This is a genomic window from Sphingobacterium sp. WOUb80 (assembly GCF_050058145.1).
Taxonomy (GTDB): domain Bacteria; phylum Bacteroidota; class Bacteroidia; order Sphingobacteriales; family Sphingobacteriaceae; genus Sphingobacterium.
In genome coordinates, this window is sequence record NZ_CP165617.1 from 3,740,950 (window position 1) to 3,757,044 (window position 16,095).

Annotated in this window: 15 protein-coding genes; 9 read left to right on the forward strand and 6 right to left on the reverse strand. The window is 38.8% G+C overall.

The window, feature by feature from the left end:
* Positions 1-40: 40 nt before the first annotated feature.
* From AB1Z56_RS15655 to AB1Z56_RS15670, 4 genes are read right to left on the reverse strand one after another with little or no spacing between them, the layout of a single operon-like run.
* A complete protein-coding gene (locus AB1Z56_RS15655) occupies positions 41-895 on the reverse strand; it encodes a nucleoside phosphorylase (protein ID WP_426789607.1) in 855 nt (284 codons plus the stop codon).
* Positions 892-1,509 carry an IMPACT family protein gene (locus AB1Z56_RS15660; protein ID WP_088162769.1) on the reverse strand — a complete coding sequence of 206 codons (618 nt, stop codon included), beginning with the start codon at positions 1,507-1,509 and terminating at the stop codon, positions 892-894. Before AB1Z56_RS15660 ends, AB1Z56_RS15655 begins: the two co-directional genes overlap by 4 nt.
* Complete coding sequence (locus tag AB1Z56_RS15665) at positions 1,506-2,372, reverse strand: EamA family transporter (protein WP_426789608.1); 867 nt, start codon at positions 2,370-2,372, stop codon at positions 1,506-1,508. Before AB1Z56_RS15665 ends, AB1Z56_RS15660 begins: the two co-directional genes overlap by 4 nt.
* 14 nt (positions 2,373-2,386) lie before the next feature.
* Positions 2,387-2,827 (reverse strand): thermonuclease family protein, encoded by a 441-nt coding sequence (locus AB1Z56_RS15670; protein ID WP_426789609.1) that lies wholly within the window; start codon positions 2,825-2,827, stop codon positions 2,387-2,389.
* A 607-nt stretch (positions 2,828-3,434) separates the two neighbouring features.
* On the opposite strand from AB1Z56_RS15670, the gene AB1Z56_RS15675 reads away from it, so the two are divergent.
* The 5 genes from AB1Z56_RS15675 to AB1Z56_RS15695 all read left to right on the forward strand — a co-directional run bounded on the left by AB1Z56_RS15675 (position 3,435) and on the right by AB1Z56_RS15695 (position 8,821).
* Positions 3,435-4,259: a prephenate dehydratase gene (locus tag AB1Z56_RS15675; RefSeq protein ID WP_046671823.1), complete on the forward strand. Its 825-nt coding sequence runs from the start codon at positions 3,435-3,437 to the stop codon at positions 4,257-4,259.
* Between the two features lie 46 nt (positions 4,260-4,305).
* Positions 4,306-5,418 (forward strand): chorismate mutase, encoded by a 1,113-nt coding sequence (locus AB1Z56_RS15680; protein ID WP_312340207.1) that lies wholly within the window; start codon positions 4,306-4,308, stop codon positions 5,416-5,418.
* Positions 5,418-6,668: a 3-phosphoshikimate 1-carboxyvinyltransferase gene (gene aroA, locus AB1Z56_RS15685; RefSeq protein WP_426789610.1), complete on the forward strand. Its 1,251-nt coding sequence runs from the start codon at positions 5,418-5,420 to the stop codon at positions 6,666-6,668. The genes AB1Z56_RS15680 and aroA overlap by 1 nt, the downstream gene beginning before the upstream one ends.
* Before the next feature lie 205 nt (positions 6,669-6,873).
* Complete coding sequence (aroC, locus tag AB1Z56_RS15690; RefSeq protein ID WP_046671826.1) at positions 6,874-7,980, forward strand: chorismate synthase; 1,107 nt, start codon at positions 6,874-6,876, stop codon at positions 7,978-7,980.
* Entirely contained in the window at positions 7,967-8,821 is an 855-nt protein-coding gene (locus tag AB1Z56_RS15695) for an ROK family protein (protein ID WP_309364079.1), read from the forward strand. The genes aroC and AB1Z56_RS15695 overlap by 14 nt, the downstream gene beginning before the upstream one ends.
* A gap of 63 nt (positions 8,822-8,884) precedes the next feature.
* On the opposite strand, the gene AB1Z56_RS15700 is transcribed toward AB1Z56_RS15695, so the two are convergent.
* Positions 8,885-11,299: an alpha-ketoacid dehydrogenase subunit alpha/beta gene (locus AB1Z56_RS15700; RefSeq protein WP_426789611.1), complete on the reverse strand. Its 2,415-nt coding sequence runs from the start codon at positions 11,297-11,299 to the stop codon at positions 8,885-8,887.
* A 227-nt stretch (positions 11,300-11,526) separates the two neighbouring features.
* Here AB1Z56_RS15700 and AB1Z56_RS15705 point away from each other — a divergent pair, with 227 nt between their 5' ends.
* From AB1Z56_RS15705 to AB1Z56_RS15715, 3 genes are read left to right on the forward strand one after another with little or no spacing between them, the layout of a single operon-like run.
* A complete protein-coding gene (locus tag AB1Z56_RS15705) occupies positions 11,527-12,717 on the forward strand; it encodes a DEAD/DEAH box helicase (protein ID WP_426789612.1) in 1,191 nt (396 codons plus the stop codon).
* Positions 12,718-12,769: 52 nt separating this feature from the next.
* The gene (locus AB1Z56_RS15710) at positions 12,770-13,516 is read left to right on the forward strand and encodes a hypothetical protein (protein WP_309364073.1); all 747 of its coding nucleotides are present in this window, start codon (positions 12,770-12,772) and stop codon (positions 13,514-13,516) included.
* A 37-nt stretch (positions 13,517-13,553) separates the two neighbouring features.
* Positions 13,554-14,009: an NUDIX domain-containing protein gene (locus tag AB1Z56_RS15715; RefSeq protein WP_075993991.1), complete on the forward strand. Its 456-nt coding sequence runs from the start codon at positions 13,554-13,556 to the stop codon at positions 14,007-14,009.
* 298 nt (positions 14,010-14,307) lie between these two features.
* On the opposite strand, the gene AB1Z56_RS15720 is transcribed toward AB1Z56_RS15715, so the two are convergent.
* A complete protein-coding gene (locus tag AB1Z56_RS15720) occupies positions 14,308-15,021 on the reverse strand; it encodes a class I SAM-dependent methyltransferase (protein WP_426789613.1) in 714 nt (237 codons plus the stop codon).
* Between the two features lie 165 nt (positions 15,022-15,186).
* On the opposite strand from AB1Z56_RS15720, the gene AB1Z56_RS15725 reads away from it, so the two are divergent.
* Positions 15,187-16,068: a LysR family transcriptional regulator gene (locus tag AB1Z56_RS15725; RefSeq protein ID WP_309364067.1), complete on the forward strand. Its 882-nt coding sequence runs from the start codon at positions 15,187-15,189 to the stop codon at positions 16,066-16,068.
* The last annotated feature ends 27 nt before the right edge of the window (positions 16,069-16,095 follow it).

A 16,095-nucleotide genomic window follows, 5' to 3' on the forward strand; every position in this document is an offset into this window, starting at 1 on the left:
TTGAGAAAAAACCAAAGACTCCCTTGCCTCAGACAAACGGTTAAATACGCTCCAAAACGAGCTGTATAGCTTTATCAACAACTTCTTCAGGGGCGGAAGAAAACCGGCCATCTACCCTACTTGCCAAGATTGCATTGATGGATAAAGCCTGATGCCCAAACATGTTAGCCAATGCATAAATCCCGGCTGTTTCCATTTCCAGGTTGGTGAAGCGCTGACCTTTATATTGAAAGGAATTGATCAAGTCTATAAAATTGGGAATCGTATTAGTTGAGCGAACAGTCCTTCCTTGGGGAGCATAAAATCCGGGCGCAGTCAACGTGACTCCCTTCGGTAAATCAAAGGCAATTCGATCCAGAAGACTTGCGCCAGCTTTCGCAACGTAGGGATATAGGTTTAATGCGGAAAAATATTCAGCTAATTCTGCCTGAAACGCCTGCTCCTCGCCGTCGTAAGATCCCTGATAATAGTTCATCAATGCATCAAGACCTATTCCATACGCAGAGGCCAAAATAGTTCCCATCTCAACATCTTGTTGTACAGCTCCAGAAGTTCCAATGCGAATAATATCCAATGAAGTCAGCGAAGTCTTTACGGTTCTATTGGCAAAATCAATATTTGCCAGCGCATCCAGTTCATTCAACACAATATCTATATTATCAGTACCTATACCTGTTGAGATTACCGTCAACCGTCTATTTCCGAGATAACCGGTATGCGTAATAAACTCACGCTTCCCTTTTTTGAGTTCAATACGATCAAAGTACTTCGAGACTTTCGCTACACGGTCTGGATCACCGACCGTAATTACTGTACTTGCCAGATCTTCCGGCAACAAATTCAGATGATATATACTGCCATCTGCGTTTAAAATCAATTCCGATTCGTTGATCATATCGTATATAAATAAGTTAACTGACAACCTTCTATTTTGGAAAACCGATCAACAACTCGATTGACTTGCATTTTTCGGACTTCAAACTCCAAATAACACTGATTATCAAATTCCTGCTTTTCAACTTCGACGCCCTCTTCCTTTATGATCCGCATAATATCATTCATATGGAGGTAATCAAAGGTAATACCATAATGGTCATTCACTGTACGCTCGATAATTTCTGCTTGGGTCAAAGCATCTTGCGTTGCTGATTTGTAGGCATTAATCAAACCTGGGACACCCAACAATGTACCACCGAAATAGCGAACGACAATCACGATAACATTGGTGACATCCATCGACAGGAGAACGTTCAAAATTGGGCGTCCTGCTGTCCCCGACGGTTCTCCATCATCATTCACACGAAAGACAGCACGATCTGGCGTGAGACGATAAGCCCAACAATGGTGTCTCGCTTTCGGATGAATCGCTTTCACTTCCAAGATCAGATCTTTTAATTGGTCTTCGGATTTAAATGGAAAAGCATAAGCAATAAATTTACTGCCTTTATCCCTAAAAATTCCCTCGTATTTTGCATCAATAGTCCGGTAAGTATCTTCAAATAAACTCATAGATATGCTATGATTAAAACTGAAACAATAGAAAGCGCTATGCCTAAATAATTCAATAATGATAACCTTTCTTTAAAAAATAAGACGCCAATTAGAGCGCCCAATGAGATCACACCAATATTCATCCCAGTAAATACGACTGATGGATTGTCTGGTAGCTCACGATGTGCTTTCATATAGAATAGGATGTTACAGAAGTTAAATACTCCCAAAACCAATCCATATCCTACAGCTTGCTTTGAAAAACGTTGCTTTTCCACAAAAAGGAAATACAGCAACAGCACCATGGCAATAAACATCGCCATCACAAAGATAATAAACATGGAACTGATATAAGGTATATTAACATGCAAGGCAACCTGTTTGAAGAGTATATCTATTATACCCATACCGATAAATACCAATAGCGGATAAAGCGCTTTATAACGGCTATCTGCCGAGCTAACATGCTGATTCTTTTGCCAGCCAATAGAACACAGGATGGCTAATAAACCAAGGGCTATTCCCAGCATCTTATGTCCTTCCATTTTTTCATGAAAAAAGAAAAATGATGCAAGCAAGGGAATGAACAACGATAGGCGCTGTGCAATCTCTGTCTTAACCAAACCGCTATAGCGAATGGACAAGGCAATAAAAACAAACATTCCCGGAAGTAATATCGCCAGGCTCATATACAACGTAACCGGCATAGCATCCCATACGAGCAATTTTAGATCCGGTTGCAATACAAAATAGGTCAGCGCCACCGCCATGGGGTAATTCCAAACAATAACTTGTTTAGTTTCTACTCCATTTTGTTTTGCCAATTTTAATAAAACAGCAACGGTGACGCTGCAGATGACACTTAATAAAACAAAAATCATGATTCAAAATTCATTTATTTCCAAAGGCCACGTTTCTCCCGACGAGCCTGACGTTCCAATTTTACAAATAAATCTGCATATTGTACATTTGGTGCTAGCGTATAGGATACTGCATAACCCTGTTCAACCAAATCCCGATTGACGAATTTCTTTCCAATATACACATAGGCAAGAAGTCTTCCATACCGATCCCGTTTCCCTACATCAAAGACCAACTTCACACTTTTCCCGTTTAACATCGTCGTTAAATACTGCTTTGCTTCTTGACCATAGTAACCGATTTCCTTGCGTGCTGTCCGTCTCGTTTCCGGGGCATCTACCCCTATCAGCCTAACTTTCTCCCCTTTTGAGGTTCCATTTTCAATGACAAAGGTATCGCCATCGATAACGCGCTTTACCCTCGCTTCTTTTTCCTCTCCTTTAAAAGTAAAACCTGTCAATAAAAAACAGATCATACATACACATACATAAAAATTACTTCGTTTTAGCATAAAATCCAGCGTTTGCCCAAAGGTAGTAAAATACTTTTTTAACAAAACAGTCAAAATAAACCGAAATATTAATACTAAAAACACATAAATTTAACACAAAAAAACAACAAAAAAATCACATAAAAACAGAGCTATTTTTAACATAAAAAATAACACAAAAACATAATTTATTATAAAAGAAAAGCAACAAAACAAAATCTTAAACAACTAAAAAACAACAAAATACTAATATTAAAGAAAAATAAACACTTTAAAAAAATTACAAATAAACCACTAAAAATTAATCAAAAAAATCATATAAAAACACATAAAAAAATCATTAAATCAACTCAATATTTATAATAAAAAATTATTTTTTTCTTTGATATTTCAAAAACATTCGTACATTTGAAATGTCAAACAACAACAGGATGAACAGAACATATACATATTTCTATTTTAACTTCTTTTATTTTAAAGATAAGAGCCGGGATTAGATTGTGTATAAATCATAAAAAATACAAACAAGAAGAGTCCCGGTTCAAATGATCGGGACTCTTTTTTTTGGAGATAACATAGCGAACAAAAAACAATGAGTTTAAAAATTGCAATACAGGGAGCAAAGGCTTCATTTCATGAAGAGGCCGCATTTAAATTTTTCGGAAGAGAAGTTGAAATTGTAGAATGTGATTCATTTAAAAAAACTTGTGAATTGCTGAAGCAAAGAAAAGTCGACTATATCGTTATGGCGATCGAAAATTCAATTGCGGGAAGTCTATTACCGAATTATAATTTATTAAGAGATTACAAGTTCCATATCACTGGGGAAGTTTACCTAAACATCCAACAGAATCTCATGGTATTGCCAGGCGTTAAATTAAAGGATATTAAACACATCGAATCGCATCCAATTGCCATTCGCCAATGTGAAGAATTTCTTTCTGAACTTGAAGGTGTACGTATAACCGAGGGATCTGATACCGCTGCAACTGCGAAAATGATTGCGGAGCGAAAATTAACGGATACTGCGGCAATTGCAGGGACATTGGCTGCTGAAATCTATGGTCTTGAAATATTAGAAAAGAGAATCGAAACCAATAAAAAGAACGCAACGCGTTTCCTCGTATTATCTAATGAGGTTGTCGAACATAAGAATGCCAATAAAGCATCATTATCTTTCCAAACAGGAAATACAGTAGGATCTCTGGCGACTATTTTACAATGCTTTGCTGAACAGAACATCAACTTGAGCAAGATTCAGTCGATGCCGGTAATCGGAAAACGCAATGAATATGATTTTTTCGTTGATGTAGAATGGAAAAAACAAACCGACTACGAAGCAGCAATACGTAAAGTACTCAAACATAGTGTCAATTTCAATATTATGGGCGAGTATGTCAAAAACGAAAAACTATAATTAACAATTTACGCATACAATATTAAAATAGATAATCAAACTTAACATGAAAAATACATTAGACATCACTCCTTTAAAATCTTGGTTGGACACAGGAGACAAACCTTTAATTATCGCAGGCCCTTGTAGTGCAGAAACAGAAGAGCAGCTGGTATCGACAGCGCATTTGTTGGCAAATACCGGAAAAGTAAATATTTTACGTGCTGGTATCTGGAAGCCACGTACTCGTCCGGGAGAATTTGAAGGTATCGGTTCAATTGGTTTGGAGTGGTTGAAAAGAGCGAAAGAAGAAACAGGTTTATTAACTGCTACAGAAGTTGCTACAGCAAAACACGTCGAAGAAGCTTTGGCTGCTGGCGTGGATGTACTATGGGTAGGTGCACGTTCAACGGCCAATCCATTTACTGTACAAGAAATTGCTGATGCTTTACAAGGCGTAGATATTCCAGTATTTGTAAAAAACCCTGTAAACCCAGATTTATCGTTGTGGATCGGTGCATTGGAACGTATCAACCGCGCTGGCATCAAAAAATTAGGTGCTATCCATAGAGGTTTCTCTTCTTACGAGAAAACAGCATTCCGTAATGAACCAATGTGGGATTTAGCGATTCAGTTAAAAACTGCTTGTCCAAATCTACCAATCATCAACGATCCAAGTCACATCTGTGGAAACCGCGAATTGTTACCATACATCGCACAAAAAGCAATGGATATGGATATGCAAGGATTGATTATCGAATCACATATTGATCCATCTGTCGCTTGGACTGACGCAAAACAACAAGTAACGCCAGCTGCATTAGCCGATTTGATCGACCATTTGACATTACGTAAAGCGGCTTCTGATAACCCTTCATTCGAAGATAAATTAGCAGAATTGCGCAGCAACATTGACAAATTAGATGATTTGATCATCCAAAAAATTGGTGAACGCATGAAAATTGCTGAGAAAATCGGCGAGTACAAACGCGATAACAACGTAACAATTTTGCAAGTTAACCGTTGGGATGAAATTGTTCAAAAACGCACAAAATTAGCGGAAGCGCTTTCTTTGGGTAGCGAATTTGCAACAAAATTCCTCGAATTAATTCACAACGAATCTATCCGCAAACAAAATGCGGTCATGAATACGCAAGAGCAACCAACAGCAGAAGCATAATGAATCAACAAGTCATCACGCTGACGCATCCTTCAAAAAAGATACAGGGCACGGTCCAACTCACAGGTTCAAAATCTGAGAGCAACCGTGCTCTTATTATCCAATCGCTGAGCAAAGGACAAGTTGAGATAGCCAACCTCTCTGAGGCTGCAGATACGGTTACTCTAAACCGCGTATTACAAATCGCGTCAGAACCGCAACCTGGTTATAATACAATTGACATAGGCCCTGCAGGAACAGCTATGCGCTTCCTTACAGCTTACCTCAACCTTGTTAAAGGCAATTTTATCCTAACAGGGACAGAGCGCATGCAACAGCGCCCAATTGGGATATTGGTCGATGCCATGAAAGAAATTGGCGCCGAAATCCATTATGAAAAAAAGGTGGGTTATCCTCCTTTGAAGATTGAAGGCGGATTATTTCAAGGAAAAGACCGTGTTAAGATTAAGGGAAATATTAGCAGTCAGTATATATCGGCCCTACTATTAATTGCTCCGGCATTAAAAAAGGGACTTACATTAGAGATTGAAGGCGAATTAACTTCCAGACCTTATGTATCCATGACTTTGGATATGCTTAAAAGTGTCGGGATCCAACATGAATGGACCGAGAATGCGATTAAAATTGCGCCGCAAGCATTTGAAAAGCAAACCATATATGTCGAACCAGATTGGAGCGCAGCATCCTATTGGTATGCTATTGTTGCACTAGCTGATGCACATGCCTCGATCGTATTGCCCGGACTAAGACAACATAGTTTACAGGGCGATATTGCAATCACAAGCATTATGGAACATTTTGGTGTTTATTCGAGCTTTGAATCGGATGGATTGCATTTAACTAAAAAAGAAATCAATTCAGACAAAACGTTGTTCGACTTTAAAGAATGTCCAGATCTTGCGCAAACAGTAGTCGTTGTCGCAGCTGCTTTAAAACGTGATGTTTCCTTTACAGGTCTGGAAACCTTAAAGATTAAGGAGACCGACCGTATTGCGGCATTGCAGACCGAAATCGCAAAGTTCGGTGCTGAATTGATTGAAGACGGTGCTACCTATCACCTGAAAACAGCACAGGTATATCAGCCTGAAGATGTCACCTTCGACACGTACGAGGATCACCGCATGGCGATGGCATTCGCACCGCTGGCATTGGTTTTTGACCAAATCAAGATTGCCGAACCTCAAGTTGTAGAAAAATCATATCCTGATTTTTGGAAACATTTACAAACGCAAGCTTTTGTAATTGATTAACATATTAAAAACAGGGATTAAGATCAACATTAATCTCTGTTTTATGATACATTCTCCCAGACAGCCTTTTAGCCTGGGACAAAAAATTGTGATGTAGTCTATTAGGCCATCTGCGAGTTACAGATCCATAAATTTGTATTCAGTCTGGTGCTTTAGAATTGCATTTAAAGGCAAATTTATCTAAGTTTATTGAAATTTAATTTTTATGGCAGGAAATTCATTTGGCGATTTATTCAGAATTAGCACTTTCGGCGAATCACACGGCAAAGCTATAGGTGTAATTATTGATGGTTGCCCTTCAAATATAACAATAGACGAGGAATTTATCCAGTCTGAGCTCGACAAACGGAAACCAGGTCAATCTAAGATCACGACACAAAGAAAAGAAAGTGATACCGCACAGATTTTATCTGGCGTATTCGAGGGTAAATCAACAGGAACACCAATAGCAATTGTTATTCCAAATGAAGACCAGCGTTCGAAAGATTACACCCATATCAAAGATATCTTCAGACCTTCACATGCTGATTTCACCTATCAGATGAAATATGGTATACGTGACTATCGTGGTGGTGGAAGGTCCTCGGCGAGAGAAACTGCTGCCCGTGTAGCTGCTGGTGCAGTAGCAAAAAGCTTCCTGAATCAATTTGGCATCGAAATCTTTGCTCACGTTTCGGGGGTAGGTACCATCGAGGCACCAAATGTAGATACCAAAGACCTCAAAGCTTTGCTCGAATTGCGGGAAGCTAATATTGCACGTTGTGCAGATCCAGCAACAGCAAATGAAATGGTTGAGTTTATCGACTCGGTCAGAAAAGCAGGTGATACCGTTGGTGGACGTATTTCGGCTGTCATCAGACATGTTCCTGTTGGATTAGGCGAACCGGTCTTTGATAAGCTCCATGCAGACCTTGCAAAAGCAATGATGAGCATCAATGCGGTACATGGTTTTGAATATGGTTCAGGTTTTGCAGGTTCGGAGTTGCGAGGTTCCGAACATAATGATATATTTGTAGCAGATGACCATGATTTAAATCGAGTGCACACACATACCAACTTCTCTGGAGGTATTCAGGGCGGTATTTCAAATGGTATGGATATTACTTTCAAAGTAGCATTTAAGCCTGTTGCCACTATCATGAGAGATCAAGAAACAGTGGATATCCATGGCAACCCTGCTATTGCAAGTGGCAAGGGAAGACATGACCCTTGTGTTGTTTCGAGAGCAGTAATTATTGTGGAAGCTATGGCAGCACTTGTAATCGCGGATCATCTACTTAAAAATCAAAGTTACAAACATGCTGCAAGATAATTATGTCGTAGGTGTTGATATTGGAGGCACACATATTTCTGCCTGTATCATTGACACAAAACAATGGAATATATACTTAGAAAACGTGGCCAGAAACCACGTTTTTTCTCAAGGAGATGCTAAAACGATTTTACAAACCTGGGCATCAGCTATACGCGATATCATAGCCACCTCTCCTGCTCCTATTCAGTTCATCGGCATTGCCATGCCGGGACCCTTTGACTACGAAAATGGAATATCTAAGATACAGGGACAAAGCAAGTATGACAATCTGTACAACAAGGATGTCAAAACGCTTTTAGCTGAAGAACTGGAACTTCCGCCTACGTCTATCCACTTTATCAATGACGCAGCAGCCTTCCTACAAGGTGAAATATTCGTACAGAACTTGCAAACAAACAAGCGCATATTAGGAATTACGTTGGGTACTGGACTTGGATCTGCGGTATGGAATCAAGGTGAGAAGGCCTTTGATGCCGCCCTATGGAACAGCCCTTACGAAGATTGTATTTTCGAAGAATTTCTTGTCACACGGTGGTTCATCAAACGTTTCAAAGAAGTAGCAGGAAAAGACGTTACGGGACTTAAGGATATTTTAGATCATCATCGGGAAACTGAGGAATTTCAAATCATCAAAGATGAATATGCTAAACATCTCTTTGATTTTATGCAGTTCTTCGCAGAGAAACATTCTGCTGAAATATTTATCGTCGGTGGCAATATCGCCAAGGCGCTACCTATTTTCATTGGTGACCGAAAAGAATTTGAAAGATTTCAAATTTATACAGCAATACTTGGTGAAAAAGCAGCTATGATTGGCGCTGCGAGTATATTCAATTAAGAAAAGATCTCATTCCACTCGCTGGAATATTTAGCTTAGTGAAGCAAAAAAGATATCCATCTATTAAAACATAGATGGATATTTTTCTGGATTAGCTTCATGCATAATTGCATACACTGTCTCGACAACATCGTCAGAAGATGGCTTCGAGAAATAATCTCCGTCGGAACCATATGGTGGGCGATGTGCTTTTGCAGTCAGTGTTCTCGGCTGACTATCTAATAGGTAGTAGCCATTTTGCTTCTCTAATATCTCTTGTAAGATGAAAGCTGAAGCCCCACCGGGCACATCCTCATCTACAATAAGCAGTTTATTTGTTTTCTTAAGCGATTCGGCACAAAGTTTTCCTTTGTCAAAAGGCTGCAATGTTTGCGCATCAATAATTTCGATGAATATCCCCAAACGTTCCAATTCCACGGCTGCTTCTTCAACAACACGTAAAGTTGATCCATAGGATACTACAGTAATATCGCTTCCCTCTTTAACACATTCGGCATAACCGATTGGTACCGTAAATTCACCAACGTTTTCTGGAAGACGTTCTTTTAGACGATACCCATTCAGACATTCGACAACGATAGCCGGTTCGTCAGAGCGGAACAACGTATTGTACATACCTGCTGCCTGTGTCATATTACGCGGAACACATACATGCAAACCTCTCAAGGATCCTAAGATTACAGACATAGGCGAGCCGGAATGCCATATACCTTCCAATCGATGGCCACGTGTACGAATAATTAATGGTGCTTTCTGACCAGCAAAGGTGCGGTAACTTAAACTTGCCAAATCATCACTTGCTACCGTAATACCATAGATCAGGTAATCCAGGTATTGGATCTCAGCAATTGGGCGAAGTCCACGGATTGCCAAACCAAGTCCTTTTCCTATAATTGAATTCTCCCGAATACCTGTATCAAATACGCGATGCACACCAAGCTTTTCCTGTAAACCTGCAAAACCTTGATTCACATCTCCAATCTTACCAACATCCTCTCCAAACGCTAATAGTCTTTCGTCACGTCGAAAGTTCTCTTCAAAACATAGATTTAAGACCTCACGTCCGTCGACCACTTTAGCTTCTTCACTGTAAGCTGCAGGTACGACCGTCACATGAGCAGGTGAATCTACACCATCTGTAAATAATTTTGAATTATAACGTTTCTCATTCAGTTCTTGCTTCTCTTTGTACCAATTTAATAATTGCTGGCGCCCTTCGCTATGCTGACCTTTAAGCTCGTGCAATACCTTACGAACCTGGCCGTAAACTTCCTTCAAAGAAGGCTCAACCATCGATTGTAATTTCTTTGACGCAAAATCAGCCCGCTCATTTGGAATACCCTGAAGTAAATCAATGGCTTCCCTAGCTTCGATGCTCAACGTTTTAATATAATCGGTCCAAGCTCGTTTTTGTTCTTGACGAACATGATCTTTAGCATGTTGATCCAATTGATCCAATTCTTCTATGGTAGCAATACCAGAACTTAAGATCCATTCTTTCATTTTCGCGATACAATCGAAGTCAGTTTCCCATTGTAATCTTTCTTGCGATTTATACCTTTCGTGTGAACCTGAAGAAGAATGTCCTTGAGGCTGCGTCAATTCGGTCACATGAATCAAACATGGAATATGTTTCTCGCGAGCAATTTGGGCGGCCTGTTCGTAGGTTTCACATAAACCTGCATAATCCCATCCCCTCACTTTGAATATCTCGATTCCGTTTGTCAGTTCTTCCTTCTGAAAACCTTTGAGAACTTCTGAGATATCTCCCTTTGTTGTTTGAATTTCATTGGGCACAGATATCCCATACCCATCATCCCAAATAGAAATCACTGTTGGAATCTGGTGAACACCTACGGCGTTAATGACTTCAAAAAATACACCTTCAGAAGTAGCTGCATTTCCAATAGTGCAGAATGCAACTTCATTTCCTTTATTTGAAAAATAAGATAGATAGTCTAAATTTCTATTCTGCTTATACAACTTAGAAGCCAAGCCCAAGCCCAGCAATCTTGCCATCTGACCACCGGTGGTCGAAATATCTGAAAACGAGTTTTTCTGAACCATTTGATCCAACCAGTTCCCTTGGTCGTCCACAACACGCGTCGAAAAATGGCAGTTCATTTGCCTTCCTGCAGAAGAAGGATCTGCCTCGACATCGGGATGGGCATATAATTGAGAGAAAAAATGGTAGACATCACTGATGCCAGAAGCAAATATAAATGTTTGGTCACGGTAATATCCCGACCGCCAGTCCCCATTTCTGAAAACTTTAGCCATCGCGATTTGTGCCAATTCTTTTCCATCGCCAAAAATACCAAACTTAGCCTTACCTGTAAGCACTTCTTTACGTCCCAATAAACTCACGTAACGACTTTCTAAGGCAGTTCGATAATCATTCACAATAATCTTTTTGAACTCGTCAAAGCTCAAAGTGGAAATAGATTCATTGTTTTGGTCAAATGCAGTATCAAACATATTCTTTTTTGTTTCAACAAATTTAACAAAAATATTATTCTATATAATTGGTGTTTATCAAATAAATTGATAATCAATAATTCAGATTTGAAATAGAATATTCTAATTTCTCAAATTAGTACTTTTTGACAAAAAATCCTAATTTTTACAGATTTTTAATTCCAATAAGCAGGCAAAAACACCATTGTCCTTTTTAATTTTTATTTTTGGGTTTTACATTCATTATTTTGAATTTTTCAGCACTTAAACTCGATAAAATCCTTACCGCTAATCTTGAAAAACAAAGGCTTTCTTCGCTTACACCTATTCAAGAAATAGCTATCCCTGCCATTTTGGAAGGTAGAGACTGTTTGGCGATTGCCCCAACCGGCACGGGAAAAACGGAGGCTTACGCTATCCCTATTATTCAGCGCTTACGAACCAAGATTACCGCAGACCACTTATCGGTCCTTATACTCCTTCCTACACGGGAACTCTGTATACAGACCAAACAGCGCATATCAGGCCTTATCGATGGCATGGGGTTGACTATCGCCAGCTTCTATGGTGGCGGAACTTATGAAAGTCAACTCGACGTTTATCCGAAAGCCCATATGGTCCTTGCTACTCCAGGACGTTTGCTAGATTTTATTGAACAAGGCGTTATCGATCTAAAAACGATAGATACCTTGGTGATAGATGAATTCGATCAATTGTTGGATCTTGGTTTCACGAAAGAACTCAATAAAATTATCGGCACATTGCCCGCTGAGAGACAAACCATTTTCAGTTCAGCAACGAAAACCCTTGAAATCGAAAAAATTGTTCGAAAGAGATTAAGTAACCCCGTCGAGATCAACCTAGAAGCAACGGTCAAAAAAGGCCAAATAGAAGAATCTGTACTCTATGTCGATAAAAATGATAAAAAGAATCTTCTCCGTTATCTCCTTGAGAACCGTGTCTCACGACAGGTAATTGTTTTCACGCGAACAGTTCATGCAGTCGAACGGATCGCAACAGATCTAGATCGACACGGCATTTCTTGTTCGGCATTATATGGCGATATAGCACAGAAAAAACGAGAAGAGATTATTGATAAGTTCAGACAAAAAGAGGTACGTGTATTAATTGCGACGGACCTCTTGGCTCGAGGGGTAGATTTTCCGGACTTAGAGGCTATCATCAACTACGAGATTCCAGATAGCCCTGAGCTCTATACGCATCGAATTGGTCGAACAGGTCGTTCGGAAGCGGCGGGAAATGCGTTTACCTTTTGCGATGCAGAGGATAATGAAAAGTGGATAAAATTACAGTTATCCTTAAAACGGCAAATTAAAATTGATGATCAACATCCTTATTTATTAAGCTGGGAGAAAATGCTTTCCAGTAGCCAAAACAATCAACGAAAAGGCGCTTCGAAATCAAGAAAACGTCGTTAATTAATAAATATTCTTTTACTTTTACCAGCAAATCAAAAAATCACAATCCGAGATGAATACAATACATTTATTTGACGATAGCAACAATGCCAATGATAATCGATTGGGAGACCTGGAAAAAACGATTATAATAAATAGCCTGATGGAAGTTCCCTTTGAAGAGCGGGATGAAGAGTGGCGTGATATATTTCTGGCCAATATTGCTGAATGCACCTTAAAATTAGCAGAAACAGAAGTGGTTGTTGGGCCTGACGGATTTCCTTATTTCCAACTTGAAAGTGTTCCGAAAGATCAGAATTTTCAGGCTTTTGTCATTAAAAATCGGCTTAAGGATTACGTGTTGCCAAAAGGCTTTGGTATTGCTATCAATACACAAAATGAAAACCCCGACTGGGTATTCACCTATGGCGACTTGGTTAACTACTTTTTAAACGAAGAGTTTTATACAGATGATAGTGTTTTCTCAAAGAAAAATGAACAAACGATTATCGGCCAAGATGAAGAAATATTAGTGGGGCAACCTGCCGAGACGATTCTTCCACAAGCTGTCCGCACCCAATTACGTGAATTTTTGGATTATTATGGCGTAAAGAACGCAAAGGTGATGCTCCTTGCCCGTAATTATAAAGATGAAGAAAATGCTTCACAAGATTTGGCATTCAATATCGTTGCGAATCAATTCAGGACTGAAAAAGAATTTACCAATATCATGGAAGCAATAGGCTGGTTTCTTCCCAGACATTATTCCTATATCGGATTGGATGAATTTGCAGTAGACAATGGTTTTATGCCACTGTAAAAAACAGAAACTAAATATATACAAACATCATTAACCCATGTTTCCATTTAACGTAAGAGTGTACGGAATATTGATCAATGAAAACCAAGAAGTATTGATCAGCGACGAAAGAACGGAAAATGTTTCATTTACCAAATTCCCTGGTGGGGGCTTAGAATACGGGGAAGGCTTATTGGATGCTTTGATCCGGGAGTATCAGGAAGAATGTGATTTTGACATTGCTGTGGTTAAACATATTTACACCACAGACTTTTATGAGAAATCCAGCTTTAACGATAGCCAAATCATATCGATTTATTATCAGGTAAAGAATACCTCAGCTATTCAGATCAGAACGACTACCAAAGCTTTTGATTTCGATCCTGATCAGAGACCTGAAGATAATAAGCTTCAGTCTTTTCGATGGGTACCAATTGAATCGGTTTTAACGGCAGATTTGACCTTCAAAACAGATCAAATCGCCTGGGAAGAATTCTTAAAAACAGTCAAGTAATAATAATTTTTCAATTTTCATCATTTTTATTTGTATTTAAAAAATAAAGACATATCTTTACGTAAACCAATGGAAATACTTGATTTTTTTAAAGTATTGACCTTAATAATTACATTTTATTATTTATTTGACATCTCGCATGTGACGAGGAATAAAAGTAGAGGAGCGTGGGATGGAGACATACATTGGTTTATTGAATTTGTAAATTCCTAGTCCTATAGGTTTTTTAATAGTTAGTGTGATTTTATGGCGATACTCCCCGTATCGCCTTATTTATTTGACACTCGTTTTCCAAACCTTATTTGAATCCCATAAAAGAAGAAAAACAAAGATTTTTGTGTAAAACATCAACATTTTTAAATCCAACTTGTGTCAATAAGTTTAGTTGATAAATCAGCGATCTTGGTGTATCCTCGTGTTCAATATAGTCAAAAACATGATCACGGTACTGTTCATCCTTCAGGTCAGCTAAGTATTCTCCATATTTTTCCCTATAAATTAGTTTTTGAAGCTGTTCATTATTTTGTTCAATCAGATCAAAAATCCACAGACTTCCTCCGTTTCTCAATAAGCGGAATAGCTTGCTAAACGTATTTTCCCAATCTTTATCATCTCGAAGGTGATGTAAAACGGATGTTGCGATAATGACATCAAATTTGTTTTCCTCCAAAGCAGCAGCACGAAAATCGCCTTTAATCAACTGAATTTCTCCGTTGGTTAATTTTTCAACGCGTTCCTTTGCTCTATTTAGCATAGGCTGGCTCAAGTCTAACAGACTAACATTTGGATTAGACTGCATTTTTTGCAATAGTTTTACGTCGTAATTGCCTGCCCCACATCCAATGTCCAATATATTTTGAGCGTTTGGATAAAGACTGACGATAGCATCCGTAATAAGCTCCATATTCCATACCGCATCCAATGTGGTTGCTTGACCTGTTTCTAAATTTGAGAACCGTTCGACATCATTGTCAAACCGTGTTTCAATCTCCTGTAGTGTAGCTTTGTTCATCTGTAAATTGTTTATTCTCTAAAGTTCAGATAGATTCCCCCCTACAGCAATATCTACTGTCCGTCGGGTATTTCATCCATTAATTTTTAATAATTTAAAGGTAGGACTAACTGGAATTCATTAAAAATATTTATTTTGTCATCAATTCATACCAAAAAAGTATCGATGGAAATCCGACATCTCATTTATTTCAAAACAGTAGCCGAAGAGCTTCATTTTGGCCGAGCAGCAGAACGCTTATTTATGTCCCAGCCCCCATTAAGCCGGCAGATTAAAGATCTAGAAGACGAATTAGGTGTTATTCTTTTCTTCCGGACCAACAAACGCGTCGAGCTAACGGAAGCAGGTAAATACTTTTTGGAGGAGGTTATGGAAATCCTACAGAATATCGAGCACAGTAAAACGATCACCAAACAGATTCACAACAATATCTCTGGAGAATTCAAACTGGGCTATATCAGTTCAACACCAAAAAAGATGCTTGCCACAGTATTGAAACAAATTCAACAAAAGTTTCCATACTTACGGGTTAGTCTTTTTGAAACTTCGACACAGAAGCAAAAGCTGGCTTTGGAAAATGGAAAATTGGATCTAGGCATCATGCGCGCTCCAATTTATTCAAATGAATTGCTGACCACCTCTCTTTTCGAAGACCCGATGGTGATTGTAGGTCATTCACAGGTGGAATTTAATGCGATCAACTTTTTTAATGAAAGTTTCATTTCTTTCAATCAGAAATACGCTTCCGAATATCACAGGCTTGTTATTAACACCTGTAATCGCATGGGCTTCGAACCTAAGATTGTACACCAGAGCAATTCGATGTCTTCCATCCTTGAGCTAGTGTCACAAGGTTTGGGCTTGGCGGTCGTCCCCTATTCCACCATCAAACAATACCCGCATTTAAACCTAAAAATCATGAAGCTTGAAGATATGGATAGCAAAACAGAAGTGATCCTGGTCTCTAATATAAAAAGTAAAAACAGTGCATTAGGCGAATTTATAACCTGTATCCAGAAAGAGTATCTGGATTTCAATGCGTCCTAAAGAAGCATCTATTGAAATTCCAGTATA

Excerpts from the sequence above, each read along its gene's own strand:
- AB1Z56_RS15655 (WP_426789607.1), bottom strand. The coding sequence starts at position 895 with ATGATCAACGAATCGGAATTGATTTTAAACGCAGATGGCAGTATATAT.
- AB1Z56_RS15660 (WP_088162769.1), bottom strand. The coding sequence starts at position 1,509 with ATGAGTTTATTTGAAGATACTTACCGGACTATTGATGCAAAATACGAG.
- AB1Z56_RS15665 (WP_426789608.1), bottom strand. The coding sequence starts at position 2,372 with ATGATTTTTGTTTTATTAAGTGTCATCTGCAGCGTCACCGTTGCTGTT.
- AB1Z56_RS15670 (WP_426789609.1), bottom strand. The coding sequence starts at position 2,827 with ATGATCTGTTTTTTATTGACAGGTTTTACTTTTAAAGGAGAGGAAAAA.
- AB1Z56_RS15675 (WP_046671823.1), top strand. The coding sequence starts at position 3,435 with ATGAGTTTAAAAATTGCAATACAGGGAGCAAAGGCTTCATTTCATGAA.
- AB1Z56_RS15680 (WP_312340207.1), top strand. The coding sequence starts at position 4,306 with ATGAAAAATACATTAGACATCACTCCTTTAAAATCTTGGTTGGACACA.
- aroA (WP_426789610.1), top strand. The coding sequence starts at position 5,418 with ATGAATCAACAAGTCATCACGCTGACGCATCCTTCAAAAAAGATACAG.
- aroC (WP_046671826.1), top strand. The coding sequence starts at position 6,874 with ATGGCAGGAAATTCATTTGGCGATTTATTCAGAATTAGCACTTTCGGC.
- AB1Z56_RS15695 (WP_309364079.1), top strand. The coding sequence starts at position 7,967 with ATGCTGCAAGATAATTATGTCGTAGGTGTTGATATTGGAGGCACACAT.
- AB1Z56_RS15700 (WP_426789611.1), bottom strand. The coding sequence starts at position 11,299 with ATGTTTGATACTGCATTTGACCAAAACAATGAATCTATTTCCACTTTG.
- AB1Z56_RS15710 (WP_309364073.1), top strand. The coding sequence starts at position 12,770 with ATGAATACAATACATTTATTTGACGATAGCAACAATGCCAATGATAAT.
- AB1Z56_RS15715 (WP_075993991.1), top strand. The coding sequence starts at position 13,554 with ATGTTTCCATTTAACGTAAGAGTGTACGGAATATTGATCAATGAAAAC.
- AB1Z56_RS15720 (WP_426789613.1), bottom strand. The coding sequence starts at position 15,021 with ATGAACAAAGCTACACTACAGGAGATTGAAACACGGTTTGACAATGAT.
- AB1Z56_RS15725 (WP_309364067.1), top strand. The coding sequence starts at position 15,187 with ATGGAAATCCGACATCTCATTTATTTCAAAACAGTAGCCGAAGAGCTT.